This window comes from Aromatoleum toluvorans (genome assembly GCF_012910905.1).
In the GTDB taxonomy this organism is placed as follows: domain Bacteria; phylum Pseudomonadota; class Gammaproteobacteria; order Burkholderiales; family Rhodocyclaceae; genus Aromatoleum; species Aromatoleum toluvorans.
Window position 1 is genome coordinate 46,546 of the sequence record NZ_WTVN01000005.1, and the last position, 17,680, is coordinate 64,225.

The window sequence follows — 17,680 nt, forward strand, 5'->3', positions numbered from 1 at the left end:
CCATGAACAGCAACGTCGTCACCGAACAGCTCACCGCCGCCGGACGCGCGATCGAGCACGATTCCTTCGCGATCATCGACGCCGAGGTCGGCCGTCACGACTACCGGCCGGAGCAATGGCCGATCGTGCGTCGCATGATCCACGCGAACGCGGACTTCGAATTCAACGGCCTCACCGACTTCCACGCGGACGCGGTCGCGGCGGGCCTCGCGGCGATCCTCGCCGGCGGCACGCGCGTCGTCGCGGACGTCGAGATGATCTGCGTCGGGTTGTCGGCGTCGCGCCTCGCGCACTTCGGCATCACGACCCACCAGTTCATCTCGGACGCGGACGTGATCGAGCAGGCGAAGGCCGAGGAGACCACGCGCGCCGTGCAGGCGATGCGCAAGGCTCACCGCCAGGGCCTGCTCGACGGCGCGATCGTCGGCATCGGCAACGCGCCGACGGCGCTGATCGAGGTCGTGCGCCTGATCCGCGAGGAAGGCGCGCGCCCGGCACTGGTGATCGGCATGCCGGTCGGCTTCGTGTCGGCGGCCGAGTCGAAGGATCTGATGGCTGAAGTCGCGGACGTGCCGTGGATCGTGATCCGCGGCCGCAAGGGCGGCTCGACGCTGGTCGTCGCGGCGATCCACGCGCTGCTGGGTATCGCCGAAGCGCGCCAGCGCGAACAGCAGGCGTCGGCAGCCTAAACCAGCAACCAACGGAGTCGAATGATGGCAGCGGGCCACGCGGTGCCGGAGAAAGTGCGCAAGGGCGACGCGAAGCGCGAGCGCGGAAATCGCTCGGGTTTCACGACCGGCGCGAACTCGGCCGCCGCGGCGACTGCGGCGACCCTCGGCCTCGTGCACGGCGAAGTCCCCACCGAGATCGAGTGCGTGCTGCCGAACACGACGCATGTGACTTTCCGCATCACCGACGGGCGCGTCGAGGACGACTGCGCGCACGCGGTGAGCATCAAGGACGCGGGCGACGACCCGGACGCGACCGACAAGGCGCATCTGACCGTCGACGTGCGCCGCATCCGCGACGGCAGCGGCGAGGTGATCCTGAAGGGCGGGCCGGGCGTGGGCGTGGTCACGAAACCGGGCCTCGGGCTCGACGTCGGCGGCCCCGCGATCAACCCGGTGCCGCGCAAGAACATCTGCGAGAACGTCGCGCGCGCCGGTGCCGAAATACTGGCCACGGGCGACAGCCTGGAGGTGACCATCTCGGTGCCCGGCGGCGAGGAGATGGCGAAGAAGACGCTCAATGCGCGCCTCGGCATCCTCGGCGGGATCAGCATCCTCGGCACCACCGGCATCGTGCGCCCGTTTTCCACCGCGGCCTGGCGGGCGAGCGTGGTGCAGGCGATCGAAGTCGCCGCCGCCCAGGGGCAGACCACGGTGGTGCTGACCACCGGCGGGCGCACCGAGAAGGGCGCGATGCGCGTGTTTCCCGAACTCGACGAAGCCTGTTTCGTCGAGTTCGGGGACTTCGTCAAGGCCGCCTTCACCGCCGCGGTAAAGCTGGGCATGCGCCACATCGTGCTCGGCGCGATGGTCGGCAAGCTGACCAAGATCGCGCAGGGCCTGTCGGTGACGCACGCGTGGCGCGCGGAAATCGACCGCACGCTGATCGCCGACGCCGCGATCGAAGCGGGCGCGCCGGAGGAGATCGTGGAGCAGATCCGCGCCGCCGAGACCGCGCGCTTCGCCGCCGAAAGCCTCGCCGAACTGGGGCTCACCGTGCCCTTCCACCGCGCACTGGCGCTGCGCGCGGTCCGTACCCTGCGCGAACGCTACCCCGGCCCGTACCGCCTGACCGTCCTCGCGTTCAACTTCGAAGGCGTGCCCATCGTCACCGTGGAGGAATCCGAATGTCCGACCATCGCTGCCTGATCCTGGGCATTCTCGACGACGGCTGGGAGGGGCTTTCCGCCGCCGGCCGCGCACGCCTTGCCGCGAGCCGCGTGGTGATCGGCGCGCGCCGCACGCTGGACCTCGTCGCGCCGCATCTGGGCAGCGAGATCGAACTGCGCGACATGGACGGCGCCCTCGGCAAGACGCCCGAATGGGTGCGCGCCGCGCTCGCCGACCATCTGCCGGTGACCTTGCTCGCGACCGGCGACCCGCTGTGCCACGGCATCGCACGCTTCCTCGTCGACAAGCTCGGCGCGGCGTGCGTGGAAGTGCTTCCGGCGCCGTCGACGGTCGCGCTCGCCTGTGCGCGGCTCAACAAGACCTGGCAGGACGCGGCGATCCGCTCCTGCCACGGCGCGGATGCCGGCGAATGGTTCGACGGCGCCGCACCCGGCCACGGCCTTTACGCCATCGTGCGGGCAGTCGCCGAACAGACTCGCGTCGCCGCCTTCACGAGCCCCGCGAACAGCCCGGACCGCGTCGCGCGGGCGCTGCTGGCTGCGGGCTACGGCGACGACGTGCGCATCTCGGTCGCGGCGCGCCTGTGCCTGCCTGACGAAGCGCTCTTCGCCGACCTGACGCTTGCGGAGGCGGCCGCGCGACGCTTCCCCGATCCGAACATCGTCGTCATCGACCGTGCACCAGCGCCCTCCCCGCGCGCCGTGTTCGGCTTCGAGGATTCCGACTTCGTGCAGCGCCAGCCCGAGAAGGGGCTGATCACCAAGCTCGAAGCGCGCGCCGTGTCGCTCGCGAAGCTGGGGCTACGCAGCGACAGCCTCGTCTGGGACATCGGCGCGGGCTCGGGCTCGGTCGGACTGGAAGCCTCGCGCATCGCCCGCGCGGGCCACGTCTGGGCGATCGAAAAGAACACCGGCGACGCCGCCAATGCGCGCGAGAACGCCCGCCGCCTGCAGGCGACGAACTACACGCTGGTCGAGGGCAAGGCGCCCGACGGCCTCGACGCCTGGCCCGATCCGGACGCCGTGTTCATCGGCGGTTCGGGCGGCGAGCTCGCGGGCCTGATCGAGCTGATTCTCGCGCGTCTGCGACCCTCCGGCCGCCTCGTGATGAACTTCGTCACGATCGAGAACCTCGCGACCGCGACCGCCGCGCTCGCTGCCGCCGGTGCCCAATGGGACGTGACGATGCTGTCGGCCGCGCGCAGCCAGCCGATCCTCGACATGCACCGGCTGGCCGCGCAAAACCCGGTGTGGATCGTCACCGCGTACAAGAACACTCCCCAAGCAGAGAACAACAATGAATGACGCTCTCCCCACGCCCCGCTACGGCCGCCTGATCGGCGTGTCGCTCGGCCCCGGCGATCCCGACCTGATCACGCGCCGCGGCTGGACCGCGCTACAGTCGGACGCACGCTGGACCTATCCGGTGAAGAAGGCCGAGGAACGCTCCTACGCGCTCGACATCGTCGTGCGCGCCGGCCTGGCCGTGCCGGCCGACGCGGTCGAACTGGTGTTCCCGATGACGCGCGACGCGGTGGCGCTGGCGAAAGCCTGGGCGCGCGCGGCGGCCCGCACCGCCGAACTCCTCGCCGAAGGGCGCGACGTCGCCTTCCTCGTCGAGGGCGACGCCTCGACCTACTCGACCTTCCGCCACCTCGCCCGCGCCGTGCGCGAGCTCGCGCCCGAAGTCGAAGTCGAGACCATCCCCGGCGTGAGCTCCTTCGCCGCCGCGGCCGCCTGCGCCGACCTCGCGCTCGCCGAGGAAGACGAAACGGTCGCGGTGATCCCGGCCGCCTACGGCGTGTCGGTGATCGACCACCTCCTCGACGAATTCGACACGCTGGTGCTGATGAAGGTGAAGCCGCTGATGGACGAGATCCTCGACCTCCTCGAAGCGCGCGACCTCGTCGCGACGAGCTGCTTCGTCGAGAAGGTCGGCTCACCCGAGGAGCGCGTCGTCAAGGACGTCGCGAGCCTGCGCGGCGAGAAGGTCAATTACCTGTCGCTGCTGCTGGTGCAGAACCCCAAGCGCGCGCGCGGCGAGCTGCGGCGCGGCTGCCGCAAGCGCGCGGCGGCGGCCGAGGCAACGACGGAAGCTGCAGCATGAGCGCGCAACTGCCCTTCCCCAACGAACGCGTCGCGGTCGTCTCGATCACGAAGCACGGCATCGCGCTCGCCGGCCGCGTCGTCGCGGCGATCCCCGGCGCCCGGCTGTTCGCGCCGGAGAAGTTCCGCGCCGAAGCCGAAGCCGCCGCGCCCGGCGCCGCCGCCTGCTACACCGGCAAGACCGGCGACCAGATCCCGGCGCTCTTCGCGGGCTTCGACGGCATCGTCGCGATCGTCTCGCTCGGCGCCGTCGTGCGCCTGATCGCGCCGCACCTGAAGGCCAAGGAACAGGACCCCGGCATCGTCGTGCTGGATGAAGGCGCCCGCTACGCGATCCCGATGCTGTCCGGCCACCTCGGCGGCGCCAACGCGCTCGCGGGCGTGCTCGCCGCGGCGCTCGGCGCCCAGGCGGTGCTCACGACCGCGTCCGACGCGCGCGAGACGCTCGCCGTCGACCTCCTCGGCCGCGAACTCGGCTGGACCTTCGACGCGAGCCACGACGAGATCGTGCGCGCGAGCGCCGCGGTCGTGAACGACGAACCCGTCGCCCTCGTGCAGGAAGCCGGCAGCGGCGACTGGTGGGCGCGTCACGCCAACGGCCGCAGCGGTCCGCTGCCCGCGAACCTCAAGCGCTTCGAGCGCCTCGAGGACGTCGATCCGGACCAGTTCGGTGCCGTGCTGTGGATCAGCCAGCGTGATCTGCCCGCCGGCTGGAGCGAACGTCTCGCCGGCCGCCGCGTGATCTACCGCCCGCCGCAGGAGGCAGCGTGACGGCCTCCCCCGGTCCCGTCGCCCTCGGCCTCGGCTGCGACCGCGGCACGCCCGCGCAGACGATCGCGCGCGCGATCGACGAGGCCCTCGCCCAGGCGGGTGCGAGCCTCGCCGACGTGTGCGCGGTCGCGAGCATCGATCTCAAGGCCGACGAAGCCGGATTGCTCGACGTCGCCTCGCGGCGCGGCTGGACCATCGCCTTCCACCCCGCGGCGACGCTCGCGGCCGTGCCCGTGCCGAACCCGTCGGAGACGGTGCGCCGCTACACCGGCACGCCCTCGGTGTCGGAAGCCGCAGCCCTGATCGCAGCCGGCACGGACCGCACGCAACTCGTCGTCGAAAAGCACAAGCTGCGCGGCCCGGACGGCCGCAACGCAACGGTGTCGGTCGCCCGCATGCCGGCATCCCACTGAGTTTCACACCCTGTCACACCATCAAAAAAGGAGAACCACCATGCAGCAACAAGCCACCCTGCAAATCGCCCGCCCGAAAAGCGCCCTGCTGGCGATCGCGATGCCCGTCCTCACCGCCGTGCTGCTCGGCGCCGTGATCGTCTACGGCGTCGGCTTCAGCCACATCGCCGCGGCCCACAACGCCGCGCACGACACGCGTCACTCCAACGTCTTCCCCTGCCACTGAGCCCGGAGCCCGACATGCTGTTCCGCCGCATCGTCCTGTGCGCCCTGTTCGTCGGGGTGCTCGCCGGCCTGCTCGTGAGTGCCGTGCAGCACTGGCAGGTCATCCCGATCATCGCCGCCGCGGAAGTGTTCGAAGGCTCGGCCGAAGGTGCCGAAGCCGCCGAGCCTGCTGCCACGATGGCTCATGATCACGACCATGGCGCCGCCCATGTCCATGACGAAGCAGCCTGGGAACCCGAAGACGGCACGGAGCGGCATGTCTGGACCTTGATCGCCAACGTGCTGACCGCGATCGGCTTCAGCCTCGTGCTGATCGCCGCGATCACGACCTGGGAACACCTGCGCGGCGGCCGCGTCGCCTCGGCGCGCAGCGGCCTCGTGTGGGGCGCCGCCGCTTGGCTGTGCGTCTTCGCTGCGCCCTCGCTGGGCCTGCCGCCCGAGATCCCCGGCACCGCCGCAGCCGCCCTCGACGCGCGCCAGACCTGGTGGCTCATCGCCGTCCTCTGCTCCGCGACCGGCCTCAGCGTCCTCGCCTTCGTCCCCGGCCGCCTGCGCTGGCTCGGCATCGCCCTGCTGGCCCTGCCCTACGCGCTCGGCGCACCGCATATCGACGGTGCCTTCGCCGCCTACAGCGACGAAGTGGCACGCCAGATGGAAGTTCTGACCGGCCAGTTCGCCATCGCCACCGCAATCTCCAGCGCGATCGAATGGCTTGCCCTTGGCAGCCTCGCCGGCTGGGCGGTCGCCCGCTGGGTGCGCCCGGCGCTCGCGACGCTGGGAACCCCGGCCACCGCCCGCGCGTAGGGCGGAAGAGCGAAGCGCCTTCCGCCGCATGGATAGTCATCGACGACACATGCGGCGGATAAGGCTCCTGCACCACATTTGACACGCGACCGTCGGCCACCCGGCGGAAAACGGCGGGATTTCATCCCGCCCTACGCCCTCAACACAGAGAGAACACCATGAGCACAGGCAAGATCATGCTCGTCGGGCTCGGCCCCGGCAGCGTCGAGCACATGAGCGGCCGCGCCCGCGCCGCGATCGCCGAAGCCGACACCATCATCGGCTACGTCACCTACATCCGCCTCGTCGCCGACCTCGTCGAAGGCAAGGAAGTCGTCAAGAAGTCGATGACCGAGGAACTCGACCGCGCGATCGAGGCGCTCGACCGCGCCCGGCAGGGCAAGAAGGTCGCGCTGATCTCGTCGGGCGATGCGGGCGTCTACGGCATGGCCGGTCCGACCTTCGAAGTGCTGTTCCAGGCCGGGTGGACCCCGGACTCGGACATCGAAGTCGAGATCATTCCCGGCGCTTCCGCGCTCAACACCTGCGCGGCACTGGTCGGCGCCCCGCTGACGCACGATTTCTGCGCGATCTCGCTCTCCGACCTGCTGACGCCGTGGCCGGCCATCGCGCGCCGCCTCAACGCCGCCGCCGCCGCCGACTTCGTCGTCGCACTGTACAACCCCAAGAGCGGCCGCCGCGCGCGCCAGATCGTCGAAGCGCAGCGCCTCTTCCTCGCGCACCGCCGCCCCGACACGCCCGTCGCGATCGTGAAGTCCGCCTACCGCCCCAAGCAGCGCATCGAGTTCACGACCCTCGACAAGATGACCGAGTGCGACATCGGCATGCTGAGCACCGTGCTGATCGGCAACTCCAACACCTTCGTGCGCGACGGCCTGATGGTCACGCCGCGCGGCTACGCGAACAAGTACGACGTCGAGTCGGGCTCCACCCGTGACGGCGAAAAAGCCGGCCGCTCGCTGTCGACCGGCCTCAACGGCTGGCTCGAAAGCCTGCGCGAAAGCGGCGAGAGCGCCGAGGAGCTCGCCCGCCGTTACGCGCTGCCGGTCGACTACATCACCGCGGCACTCGCCGACGAGGTCGTCGAAGACGACACCGCCGACGAAGGCGAAGCGCTCGCATGAGCGCCCCCGCGGATATCCCACCGCGATCGGAGGGTAGTCCGGTGGGCGACGCCACAAAGCCGAAACTCGGCAGCTACCGCCGCCACCTGCTGGTGTGCACCGGACCGCGCTGCACGCAGAACGGCGAAGCGCAGGCGCTCTTCGACAGCCTCGGCGAGACCTTCAAGGCTGCCGGTCTCGACCAGGGCGAACTGCGCGTCAAGCGTACCCGCGTGTCCTGCTTCGCCGCCTGCAAGGGCGGCCCGATCGTCTGCATTCAACCCGATGGCATCTGGTACTACAATGCCATTCGGGAGAACATGCAGCGCATCGTCGATCAGCACCTCGTTGGCGGGCAACCGGTCGAGGAACTGGTTTTCCACCGCGGCCCCTCCGCGCCCTGCTGAACGCCGGCTCCGCCCATAGGCGGAGCCAATCGAATCTCCCATACGCATCCGTACGTTTTCCATACGCATCAGTATGGACGCGAGTATCATCGCGCCCGAATCGATTCATAGATAGTCGAAGTCAGGGAGAGGAAGGACATGAGCGTACATACCCAGTATCAGCAGAAAAGAATGAGCGCGGCCGACGCGGCCGGCCTCGTGCAATCCGGCGACACCGTCGTCGTGCCGACCGGCGTCGGCGAGCCGCCCGCGCTGCTCGAAGCGCTGTCCGCGCGCCGCCGTAGCCTCGAAGGCGTCGTCGTCAGCCAGATCCTGCCCTTGCGCAAGTACGGCTATTTCGACCCCGAGACGGTCGCCAACGTGCGCCACAGCGCCTACTTCTTCGGCGGCGCGTCGCGCCCGGGCGGCCAGGCGGGCTGGGTGGACTTCATGCCCAACTACTTCTCCGAGATCCCGCAGCTCATCGAGCGCGGCCTGACGCCGGCCGACGTCGTGTTCTCGATGGCCTCGCCGATGGACGAACACGGCTATTTCGCGCTCTCGCTCGGCCCGGACTACACGATGGCCGCGGTGAAGAAGGCGCGCGCCGTGGTCCTGGAAGTGAACCCGAACGTCCCCTTCGCCTACGGCGACTGCCACGTGCATATCTCGCAGGTCGCGGCACTAGTCGAAAGCGACGCCCCGATTCTCGAAGTGGGCCTGCCGACGATCGGCCCGGTGCAGGAAGCGATCGGCAAGTACGTCGCCGACCTGATCGACGACGGCGCGACGCTGCAGATCGGCTACGGCGGCATCCCCGACGCGGTCGTGATGCAGCTCAAGCACAAGCACGACCTCGGCATCCACACCGAGATGATCGGCGACGGCATCCTGTCGCTGATCGAAGCCGGCGCGGTGACGAACCGCAGGAAGACGCTCAAGCCCGGCAAGATGCTCGCGACCTTCGCGCTCGGCTCGAAGAAGCTCTACCAGTACATGCACCGCAACCCGACGCTCGAGATGCACCCGGTCGACGTCACCAACGACCCCTACTACGCCGCGCAGAACGACAATCTCGTCGCGATCAACGCGACGATGCAGGTGGATTTCCTCGGCCAGTGCGGCTCCGAAAGCCTCGGCCCCTCGCCCTACTCCGGCACCGGCGGCCAGGTCGACTTCGTGCGCGCCGCGAACCGCTCGAAGGGCGGCAAGGCCTTCATCGTGCTGCCCTCGACGGCCAAGGACGACACCATCTCGCGCATCGTCCCGACGCTGACACCGGGCACCCACGTCACGACCAGCAAGAACGACATCAACTACATCGTCACGGAATACGGCGTCGCGCAACTGCGCGGCAAGACTGCCAAGCAGCGCTGCGAAGCGCTGATCGGCATCGCGCACCCGGACTTCCGCGGGGAACTGCGCGCGGCAGCGAAGCGAATAAAGCTGTTGTAAGCAACACCTCGCACACCACCCCGCGGCGGGACCTTCGCCCGCCGGGCTGTCGTGAGCGCCGGTGTGTTCGGGGTTGCGGGGGAAACAAGGCGACGCATGTCTGAGGCCGCGTAGCGGCCGAGTTTGCGTCGCCGCCCCCGCGGCCCCGAACACGCCGGGAAGCCGAAGGCCGCGAGCGTCTGCCCGCCGGGTGAAGGTCCCGCCGCGCCCCCAACGGCCCGAGATGCCGCAAAATATCGCCGTCTCAACGGCCCTCCCGCGCGTCCCATGCAACGCCGCATCGCCCACCTCGACATGGACGCCTTCTTCGCGTCCGTCGAACTCCTGCGCTACCCGCAACTCGCCGGCCTGCCCGTCGTCGTGGGCGGACGGCGCGGTACGCTCGCGGGCGACCGCATCGAAGACTTCCCGCGCCTGCGCGACTACGTCGGCCGCGGCGTCGCCACCACCGCGACCTACCCCGCGCGCGCGCTCGGCGTGCATTCCGGCATCGGACTGATGAAGGCCGCCGCGCTCGCCCCTGACGCCATCCTGCTGCCGGCCAACTTCGACGACTACATCCGCTATTCGCGCCTATTCAAGGCCGCGGTCGCCGAGATCGCCCCGCTGATCGAGGACCGCGGCATCGACGAGATCTACATCGACCTCACCGACGTGCCCGGCGAGACGGTCGAACTCGCACAGCGCCTCAAGGACGCCGTGCGCGCCGCGACCGGACTCGTCTGCTCGATCGGCGTCACCCCCAACAAGCTGCTGTCGAAGATCGCCTCCGACCTGCAGAAGCCCGACGGCCTCACCGTGCTCGACTACGCCGACATCCCTGCGCGCATCTGGCCGCTCGCCGCGCGCAAGATCAACGGCATCGGCCCGCGCGCGGGCGAAAAGCTCGACGCGATGGGCATCCACACCATCGGCGAGCTCGCCGCCGCGGCGCCCGAAAGCCTGATAGCGGAATTCGGCCAGCACTACGGCCACTGGCTCACGGAAGTCGCGCACGGCCGCGACGAGCGCCCGGTCGTGACGGAACGCGAAACGAAGTCGGTCAGCCGCGAGACCACCTTCGAACGCGATCTCGACGTGCGCGCCGACCGCGACACGCTCACCGAGATCCTCGTGAAACTGTGCGAGCGTGTCGCCGGCGACCTCAAACGCAAGGGCTATGTCGGCCGCACGATCGGCCTCAAGCTGCGCTACGACGATTTCCGCACCGTGACGCGCGACCTCACGATCGAGCACGCGACCGACGACGCGCCGGCGATCCTCGCCGCGGTGCGCAGCTGCCTCAAGCGCGTGCCGCTCGACCGCCGCCTGCGCCTGCTCGGGGTGCGCGTCGGCACGCTCGCGCCGCCCGGCGAGGCCGGTCCCCGCCCGCCGCAGCCGGGCGAGAACCTGCGCCTTTTCGATTGAAGGCTTACATCCGCTCGCCGCGCAGCGCGCGCAGGTGCCAGCCGAACACCTCTTCCAGCAGGTGCGGCGTCTGCTTGCCGGGCGAGAACTCCAGCGCGCGCTTGTAATAATCGCTCAGCGCCGGCTTGAAGTTCGGATGCGCGCAGTTCTCGATGATCACCTTCGCGCGCTGCTTGGGCGACAGCCCGCGCAGGTCGGCGAGGCCCTGCTCAGTCACCAGCACCTGCACGTCGTGCTCGGTGTGGTCGACGTGCGAGGCCATCGGCACGATGCACGAGATCGCCCCGCCCTTCGCCTGCGACGGCGTCATGAAGATCGACAGGTAGGCGTTGCGCGCGAAGTCGCCCGAGCCGCCGATGCCGTTCATGATCTTCGAGCCCATCACGTGGGTCGAGTTGACGTTGCCGTAGATGTCGGCCTCGATCAGGCCGTTCATCGCAATGATGCCCAGACGGCGGATCACTTCCGGATGGTTGCTGATCTCCTGCGGGCGCAGGATGATGCGCTCGCGGTACTTCGCGAGGTCCGCATTCAGCTCCGCCAACGCCTGGTTGCTGAGCGAGAAGGCGGTCGCCGACGCGCTCGCGAGCTTGCCGGATTTGAGCATCTCCAGCATGCCGTCCTGCAGCACCTCGGTGTAGGCGGTGAGGTTCTCGAACGGCCCCTCGTTGAGCCCCGCCATCACCGCGTTGGCGATGTTGCCGACGCCCGATTGCAACGGCAGCAGCTCGCGCGGCAGGCGTCCCTTCTTCACCTCGTGCTGCAGGAATTCCAGGATGTGGCCGGCGATCTTCTTCGAGTTCTCGTCCGGCGGCGCGAAGGCCGAGTTGCGGTCCGGCGCGTGCGTCTCGACCACCGCGATCACCTTCTCCGGGTCGCAGCGCAGGTAGGGCTCGCCGATGCGGTCGGAGCTGCGCACGAGCGGGATCGGCTGGCGGTTCGGCGGCAGCTGCGTGCCGTACCAGATGTCGTGCATGCCTTCGAGCTGGGCGCTCTGCCACGAGTTGACCTCGAGGATCACCTTGTCGGCCTGGTCCAGCCAGGTCTTGTTGTTGCCGATCGACGACGACGGGATCAGGCGCCCGTCTTCCAGGATGCCCGCGACCTCGACGACCGCGACGTCGAGCTTGCCGAGGAAACCGAACCACACGAACTGCGCGACGTGCGACAGGTGGATGTCGATGTACTCCATCTCGCCGGCGTTGATGCGCTTGCGGCAGGTCGGGTCCGACTGGTAGGGCAGGCGCATCTCGATGCCGTCGACCATCGCCAGCGCACCGTCGAGTTCCGGCGCCGTCGAGGCGCCCGTCCACACGCCGATCTTGAAGCGCTTGCCGTTCAGGTTTGCGTCCATGATGTGCTTGGCCAGCGCGGACGGCACGGCTTTCGGGTAGCCCGAACCGGTGAAGCCGCTCATGCCCACGTTCATGCCCGACTGGATCAGGCTCGCCGCCTCGGTGGCGGACATGACCTTGCTGCGCAGCGCCGCGTTATGGATGCGATTTTCTTTGTTCATGCGATTCACGTCTCCTGGAAGCCGGGATGTCTGCATCCCGGTGCAAACGGCCGCCCGGTGGAGGAGCCCGCAAAGCTGCCCTGCGTGGAATCCGCTGCCGGAACGGCGCGACAAGGCGCGGCACAAACGGAGCAGGCCGCGCACGTAATGCGCGCCACCGGTAACCCGATGGCGCGCATTCCGATCGATCGAAGATTCCCGGCGGTGGAGGAGGGAGGGAGACCGCCGGACACCACGAAGGATGTGGGACAGAGTCTAGGCAACCGCTGGCCCGCCGACAAACGACGATTTATGATGCAACAGTTAAGAATCACTTAACTATCGACGATGAACTACCGCCTGCCCGGCCTCACCCTGCTGCGCACCTTCGAATCCGCCGCGCGTCACCTGAGCTTCAAGCAGGCCGCGGCGGAGCTGTGCGTCACCCCCGCCGCCGTGAGCCAGCACATCAAGGCGCTGGAGGACTGGCTGGGCGTCCCGCTGTTCCGCCGCATGACGCGCGCGCTGGCGCTCACCGAACACGGCCGCGCGATGCTGCCCAAGGTGCGCGAAGGCTTCGACTGCTTCGCCGCAGCGGTCGAGAGCACGCGCCAGGCGATCGCCGGGCCGCTCACGGTGATAGCGCCGCCCTCGTTCGCGAGCCACTGGCTGGTGCCGCACCTCGCGAGCTTCACCAGCGCACACCCGGAAGTCGAGCTGCAGCTCTCGAGCACGGCCGACACCGTCGATCGCGCCGGCCAGGCGGCCATCGTCGCCGCGCTCGCCGTCGACCCGCGCGACGCCGAAAGCCGCGTCGCCATCTTGTACGGCACCGGCCACTATCCCGGCCGCGTCGTCGACAAGCTCTTCTCCCCCGACTACGTGCCGGTGTGCGCGCCCGCCCTGCTGCGCGGCGACAACGCGCTGCGCGAGCCGGCCGACCTCGCCCGCCATGTGCTGATCCACGACGACACGCTGCGCGACGCCGGCCCCGGCATCGCGCGCTCGGGCTGGGGGCTGTGGCTCGAACGGGCGGGCGTCGCCGGCGTCGATGCGAAGCGCGGCCCGCGCTTTGCCAACGCCGCCCTCGCCCTCGCGGCGGTGCTCGCCGGCCAGGGGGTCACGCTCGCGTCGCGCTCGCTGATCACATCGCGCGTCGCCGAAGGCAGCCTCGCGATCCCCTTCGACATACCGCTGCCCTCGCCCTTCGCCTATTATCTGGTCATGCACGAGGCGATCGCGCAGCGCCCCGCGGTCGCCGCCTTCCGCGCCTGGCTGACGGCCGAGACCGCCGCCCAGGCTGTCTGACCCGGAAACACCACCGCAATGAAAGCCATCCTGACCGGACACACCCAAGGCCTCGGCGCCGCGATCGCCGAAGAGCTCCTCGCACGCACGATCCCCGTGCTGGGCCTCGCGCGGCGCACCAACGACGCCCTCGCCGAACGCTACCCCGACGATCTCTCGCAGGTGCAGATCGACCTCGCCGACACCGAGGTCCTCGCCGACTGGCTCGCCAGCGCGACCCTGCGCAGCTTCCTCGCCGATTGTTCGCAGGCCTTCCTGATCAACAACGCCGGGGTACTGCAGCCGGTCGGCCAGTCCGACATCCTGCCGCCGGAGGCGATCGCCCGCGCCATCGCGCTCAACACCGCTGCGCCGCTGATGCTCGCGAGCGCCTTCGCCGCCGCCAGCAGCGAGGTCGCGGATCGGCGCATCCTGCACGTGTCGAGCGGCGCCGCGCGCAGCGCCTATGCCGGTTGGAGCGTGTATTGCGCATCGAAGGCGGCGCTCGACCAGCACGCGCGCGCCGTCGCGATGGACGGCACGCCCGGCCTGCGCATCTGCAGCCTCGCCCCGGGTGTCGTCGATACCGCGATGCAGGCGGAGATCCGCGCGACGCCCGAGGACCGCTTCCCGGTGCGCGCCCGCTTCGAGGCGCTCAAGCGCGACAACGCCCTCGCCCGCCCCGACGAATGCGCCTTCCGGCTCGTGAACTACCTGCTCGGCGACGAATTCGGCACGGCGGCCACGGCCGACCTGCGCCAGCTCGCAAGCTGATCCCTGCCCTCATTCCTGTCACTCAACAAGGAAACACCGCCATGCTGATGACCACCACGCCCACCGTCGAAGGCAAGACCATCCGCGCCTACCACGGCGTCGTCACCGGTGAAGCGATCATCGGCGCGAACTTCCTCAAGGACATGTTCGCCGCCGTGCGCGACTTCGTCGGCGGGCGCTCGGGCGCCTACGAGAAGACGCTGCGCTCGGCGCGCGAGACCGCCTTCGAGGAAATGGCCGAAGCGGCGGAGAAGCTCGGCGCCAACGCCATCGTCGGCATCGACCTCGACTACGAGGTGCTGGGCGAAACCAATGGCATGCTGATGGTGGCGGTCAGCGGCACGGCCGTCACGCTCGCCTGAGTTTTCAGGCGGGTATTCAGCGCTCGGCCAGCACCAGCCGCGCCGCGAGACCGAGGAACACCAGCCCCGCCGACTTGTTCAGCACGCGCCGCGCAGTCGCCGAACGGCGCAGGCGCTGCCCGATCGACGCCGCGAACAGCGCGATCGCGCCGAAGGTCAGCAGCGTCGCGACGATGAACACGAAGCCCAGCCACATCACCTGCAGCGCCACCGGCCCCGCGCCGGCCTCGACGAACTGCGGCAGGAAGGCGAGGAAGAACAGGATCACCTTGGGATTGGTGAGGTTCATGACGATGCCGCGCACGTACATGCGCCAGCCGTCCGGCGCCGCCGCGCCGACGGTCGGATCGCCCCCGTCGGGCGCCGTCAGCACCTGCCACGCGAGCCACGCGAGATAGGCCGCACCGGCGAACTTCAGCACCGTGAAGGCCGTCGCCGACGCGGCGAAGACGGCTGCCAGCCCCACCGCGACCGCCGCCGTGTGCCCGAGCAGGCCCGTGCACAGGCCGAGGACGACCAGCATCCCCGCGCGGCGCCCGCGCATGGCCGACTGCATCAGCACGAACAGGTTGTCCGGCCCCGGCGCCGCGCCGAGCAGCACCGACACGGCAAAAAAGGCGAGGGTCGTCTCGATGGAAGTCATTTCAGCTCAAGGGAAGCGCGCAGGGCAGACCGCGACCCGTCCGGCTCAACGCAGCCCCGACGCGATGCGCGGCGCCGCCGCGGCGAGGTTCCCGGCGCTGCGCACCTCGGTGAAGCGCTGCCGCGCGCGCTGGCCGTTCGCCAGATAGTCGATGCCGAAGCAATCCAGGCCGAGCAGGTGCGTGCGCGCCGGCACGTTCCCGGCGATCTGCTGCAGCAGCCCGGCCTCCTCCTCGACCGCCAGCACGGGCAGCGTCGTCCAGCGCTCCTCCTCGATCCATCCCATGCGCCCCACGCCGCCGATGAAGCGGATGCGTTTCGGGTGCAGGCGGAAGAACGCGAAGTCGAGCTCCAGGTACTGCTTAGCGTCCGGCTGGTAGCGCAGGTAACGGGCGACGAGTTCCGGCGACGGTTCGAAGCGTTCGACGTCGCCGATCAGCGTCATGCGCGCCCCGGCCTGGATGTTGCCATTCTCGGCGCCGACGACGGACAGGCTCGCGCGCGGGTCGGCGAGCAGGTTCTTGGTGTGCTCGGCGAGCAGGCTGATGCAGAACAGCGGGCGGTGCGCCTCGTCGACGACGCAGGGCAGCGCGGTTGCGTACGGGTAGCCGGCGAGCTGCGTCGAATGCGTCGCCAGCGTGGCGTGCCCCGCTTCGTGCAGCAGGTGGATGGCGGGGGCGACGGAGAGGTTCATGTCCGTCACTCTGTCGCCCCCGCCTGCCGGCGTCAATGAGTTATTTCTCCTCCGCGCCGAAATCGCCTCCTGCGCCGCTCACAGGGATTTCAGGAATTCGACCAGGTCGGCCTTCTGCTCCGGCGTCAGACTCAGTATGAACTGCCTGTCGTAATGGTTCACGACATCCAGCAGCGTCCTGGCGCTGCCGTCGTGGAAGTACGGCGGATGCTGCCACAGCGCACGCAGCGGCGTGGTGCGATACATCTTGGTCGCCGAGCGCTGCGCATAGGCGGGGTCCATCCCCGTCTCGGCGGCGGCGTGCAGCCGCGGCGTGTTCGCGTCCGGGCCGTTCTGCACGTCGGTATAGGTCGGCGCCATATGGCACGTCCCGCAGCGCCCCACGCCGTTGAAGATCACCTCCCCGCGCTGCGCCGCCGCGTCATTCACCGTTCCCTCCGGCGGCCGGGGCGCCGGCAGGCTCAGCTGGTAGGCTAGCAGTTCAGGCAGCTTCGGCGTGACGAGATCCGGCGGCGTCTGTACGACGGATATGCCCAGCCGCGGATCGGAGAAATTGCCGTGCCCGCCCATCTGCGTCACCGCGACGTAGGCATTCCAGTAGGAGACCGGACCGTCGCCCGTATAGATCTCGAAGGGAACGCCCGCAAGGCCGTAGGCCGGCGGGATCACGACCGGCCCGTTGATGCCGTCGATGTTGAACCGCGGATCGTAGCGACCGGGCCCCCAGGAGTTGTAGACGGCCTTCTGGTCGGCCGTGAGTGCCGGCGACAGCGCGATGATCGCGCCCGGGTTGAGGTCGTGATTCGGCCAGCCGTCGAGCCGGTTGCCTATGCCCGGCGCCACCGAGTTGTCGACGGTCGAATGACACAGCGCGCAGGTCACTCCTACCCGCTTCAGCACCCCGCCTTCGACCTTGCCGACGACGCCGACGACGGCGTCGCGCCGCAGCAACTCCACCGTTGTCGCAGGATCGGTGAGATCGCTCCGGGCGAGGAAGTTCGGCGGCAGCCTGGTCGCGTCCACCTTCAGTCCGACGGAAAGCGCCGTCAGCGGGCTCACGGCCGCCGGGATCACCTCGTGCATCCGCAGCGTGTCGGTCCACTGCTGCTCGTCGCCGAAGGTGTCGAAACGGAAGATGTGCTGCCCCTGATTCCGGTTGCCGCCGGGCATCGCGTCGGACAAGGCCGGCGTCGATGACAGGCCAAGGGCCACGGCCGCCGCGACAGCCGACAGGGTAAAGGCCGACGCCGCCACGATGCGGCGCCGTGCCGGCTTCCGCGCTGCGGAAGCGGAATCGATGCGCTTGTTCATGATGCACTCCTCCTCGGCCGGAAGAGGCATCGTCACGCAGGATGCGGCGCACCCCCTCCACTTGCTGCCGATTAGATGGAGTGCGCGATCGAAAGGTTACAGTGGCCGTTCAGCGCTTGACCTCGAGCAGTTCGACGACGAAGGTCAGCGTGCTGTTGGGCGGGATCGTCCCGGGGATGCCGCGCGCACCGTACGCCGTCTGCGGCGGACAGGTGATGCGCACCGACCCGCCCGGCTTCATCAGCTGCAGCACCTCGGTCCAGCACGGGATCACCCCGCCGACCGGGAACTCGGCCGGCTGCCCGCGGCTGTAGGAGCTGTCGAACTCGCGCCCGTTCGAGAGCGTGCCCTGGTAATGCACGCGCACGACGTCCGTCTTCGTCGGCGCGGTGCCGGTCCCTTCCTTGTAGCGCTCGATCGTCACGCCGGACGGCAGGGTCTCCGCCTCCGGACCGGCGGCCGCGGCCGAGAGTGTGAAACCTGCAAGCAAAACCGCGACGTATGCACGCATCGGGACTTCCCTCCTGTGATCGGTGACGAAAAAGCCAATTCGCGTAATTTAAGTCGAAAACGCACCCGCGTGCATC

The 17,680-nt window shown here is 69.3% G+C and carries 20 protein-coding genes; 15 read left to right on the forward strand and 5 right to left on the reverse strand.

Features of this window, described 5'->3' with window-relative positions:
• Window positions 1–2: 2 nt before the first annotated feature.
• The 12 genes from GPA22_RS05050 to dinB all read left to right on the forward strand — a co-directional run bounded on the left by GPA22_RS05050 (window position 3) and on the right by dinB (window position 10,528).
• Entirely contained in the window at window positions 3–689 is a 687-nt protein-coding gene (locus GPA22_RS05050; RefSeq protein WP_169255007.1) for a precorrin-8X methylmutase, read from the forward strand.
• Window positions 690–713: 24 nt separating this feature from the next.
• Window positions 714–1,877: a cobalt-precorrin-5B (C(1))-methyltransferase gene (locus tag GPA22_RS05055; protein WP_169255008.1), complete on the forward strand. Its 1,164-nt coding sequence runs from the start codon at window positions 714–716 to the stop codon at window positions 1,875–1,877.
• The gene (cbiE, locus tag GPA22_RS05060) at window positions 1,856–3,163 is read left to right on the forward strand and encodes a precorrin-6y C5,15-methyltransferase (decarboxylating) subunit CbiE (protein WP_169255009.1); all 1,308 of its coding nucleotides are present in this window, start codon (window positions 1,856–1,858) and stop codon (window positions 3,161–3,163) included. The genes GPA22_RS05055 and cbiE overlap by 22 nt, the downstream gene beginning before the upstream one ends.
• On the forward strand, window positions 3,156–3,965 hold the full coding sequence (gene cobI / locus GPA22_RS05065; RefSeq protein ID WP_169255010.1) for a precorrin-2 C(20)-methyltransferase: 810 nt from the start codon (window positions 3,156–3,158) through the stop codon (window positions 3,963–3,965). The genes cbiE and cobI overlap by 8 nt, the downstream gene beginning before the upstream one ends.
• Complete coding sequence (locus GPA22_RS05070) at window positions 3,962–4,735, forward strand: cobalamin biosynthesis central domain-containing protein (RefSeq protein ID WP_169255011.1); 774 nt, start codon at window positions 3,962–3,964, stop codon at window positions 4,733–4,735. The genes cobI and GPA22_RS05070 overlap by 4 nt, the downstream gene beginning before the upstream one ends.
• Entirely contained in the window at window positions 4,732–5,148 is a 417-nt protein-coding gene (locus GPA22_RS05075) for a cobalamin biosynthesis protein (RefSeq protein WP_169255012.1), read from the forward strand. Before GPA22_RS05070 ends, GPA22_RS05075 begins: the two co-directional genes overlap by 4 nt.
• 40 nt (window positions 5,149–5,188) lie before the next feature.
• On the forward strand, window positions 5,189–5,374 hold the full coding sequence (locus tag GPA22_RS05080; protein ID WP_169255013.1) for a CbtB domain-containing protein: 186 nt from the start codon (window positions 5,189–5,191) through the stop codon (window positions 5,372–5,374).
• A 14-nt stretch (window positions 5,375–5,388) separates the two neighbouring features.
• Complete coding sequence (locus tag GPA22_RS05085; protein ID WP_169255014.1) at window positions 5,389–6,177, forward strand: CbtA family protein; 789 nt, start codon at window positions 5,389–5,391, stop codon at window positions 6,175–6,177.
• A 158-nt stretch (window positions 6,178–6,335) separates the two neighbouring features.
• Window positions 6,336–7,301 carry a precorrin-3B C(17)-methyltransferase gene (cobJ, locus tag GPA22_RS05090; RefSeq protein ID WP_169255015.1) on the forward strand — a complete coding sequence of 322 codons (966 nt, stop codon included), beginning with the start codon at window positions 6,336–6,338 and terminating at the stop codon, window positions 7,299–7,301.
• A 41-nt stretch (window positions 7,302–7,342) separates the two neighbouring features.
• Entirely contained in the window at window positions 7,343–7,687 is a 345-nt protein-coding gene (locus tag GPA22_RS05095; RefSeq protein WP_343035956.1) for a (2Fe-2S) ferredoxin domain-containing protein, read from the forward strand.
• A gap of 138 nt (window positions 7,688–7,825) precedes the next feature.
• Window positions 7,826–9,121 carry an acetyl-CoA hydrolase/transferase family protein gene (locus GPA22_RS05100; protein WP_169255017.1) on the forward strand — a complete coding sequence of 432 codons (1,296 nt, stop codon included), beginning with the start codon at window positions 7,826–7,828 and terminating at the stop codon, window positions 9,119–9,121.
• Window positions 9,122–9,388: 267 nt separating this feature from the next.
• Window positions 9,389–10,528 carry a DNA polymerase IV gene (dinB, locus tag GPA22_RS05105; protein ID WP_169255018.1) on the forward strand — a complete coding sequence of 380 codons (1,140 nt, stop codon included), beginning with the start codon at window positions 9,389–9,391 and terminating at the stop codon, window positions 10,526–10,528.
• A 4-nt stretch (window positions 10,529–10,532) separates the two neighbouring features.
• On the opposite strand, the gene scpC is transcribed toward dinB, so the two are convergent.
• Window positions 10,533–12,044 (reverse strand): succinyl-CoA:acetate CoA-transferase ScpC, encoded by a 1,512-nt coding sequence (scpC, locus tag GPA22_RS05110; RefSeq protein WP_169255019.1) that lies wholly within the window; start codon window positions 12,042–12,044, stop codon window positions 10,533–10,535.
• Between the two features lie 327 nt (window positions 12,045–12,371).
• Between scpC and gcvA the strand changes: the two genes are divergently transcribed.
• The 3 genes from gcvA to GPA22_RS05125 are packed head-to-tail and all read left to right on the forward strand — an operon-like array spanning window position 12,372 to window position 14,446.
• Entirely contained in the window at window positions 12,372–13,331 is a 960-nt protein-coding gene (gene gcvA / locus GPA22_RS05115) for a transcriptional regulator GcvA (protein ID WP_169255020.1), read from the forward strand.
• Window positions 13,332–13,349: 18 nt separating this feature from the next.
• Window positions 13,350–14,084 (forward strand): SDR family oxidoreductase, encoded by a 735-nt coding sequence (locus GPA22_RS05120; RefSeq protein WP_169255021.1) that lies wholly within the window; start codon window positions 13,350–13,352, stop codon window positions 14,082–14,084.
• A gap of 41 nt (window positions 14,085–14,125) precedes the next feature.
• Window positions 14,126–14,446, forward strand: a complete 321-nt coding sequence (locus GPA22_RS05125; RefSeq protein ID WP_169255022.1) for a heavy metal-binding domain-containing protein — start codon at window positions 14,126–14,128, stop codon at window positions 14,444–14,446.
• 16 nt (window positions 14,447–14,462) lie between these two features.
• On the opposite strand, the gene GPA22_RS05130 is transcribed toward GPA22_RS05125, so the two are convergent.
• The 4 genes from GPA22_RS05130 to GPA22_RS05145 form a co-directional block, all read right to left on the reverse strand.
• Window positions 14,463–15,089: a LysE family translocator gene (locus GPA22_RS05130; protein ID WP_169255023.1), complete on the reverse strand. Its 627-nt coding sequence runs from the start codon at window positions 15,087–15,089 to the stop codon at window positions 14,463–14,465.
• A gap of 45 nt (window positions 15,090–15,134) precedes the next feature.
• Window positions 15,135–15,782 carry a HugZ family pyridoxamine 5'-phosphate oxidase gene (locus tag GPA22_RS05135; RefSeq protein ID WP_169255024.1) on the reverse strand — a complete coding sequence of 216 codons (648 nt, stop codon included), beginning with the start codon at window positions 15,780–15,782 and terminating at the stop codon, window positions 15,135–15,137.
• A 78-nt stretch (window positions 15,783–15,860) separates the two neighbouring features.
• The gene (locus GPA22_RS05140; RefSeq protein ID WP_169255025.1) at window positions 15,861–17,093 is read right to left on the reverse strand and encodes a hypothetical protein; all 1,233 of its coding nucleotides are present in this window, start codon (window positions 17,091–17,093) and stop codon (window positions 15,861–15,863) included.
• A 109-nt stretch (window positions 17,094–17,202) separates the two neighbouring features.
• Window positions 17,203–17,604, reverse strand: coding sequence for an FKBP-type peptidyl-prolyl cis-trans isomerase (locus tag GPA22_RS05145; RefSeq protein WP_169255026.1), 402 nt, complete (start codon window positions 17,602–17,604; stop codon window positions 17,203–17,205).
• Window positions 17,605–17,680: the final 76 nt, after the last annotated feature.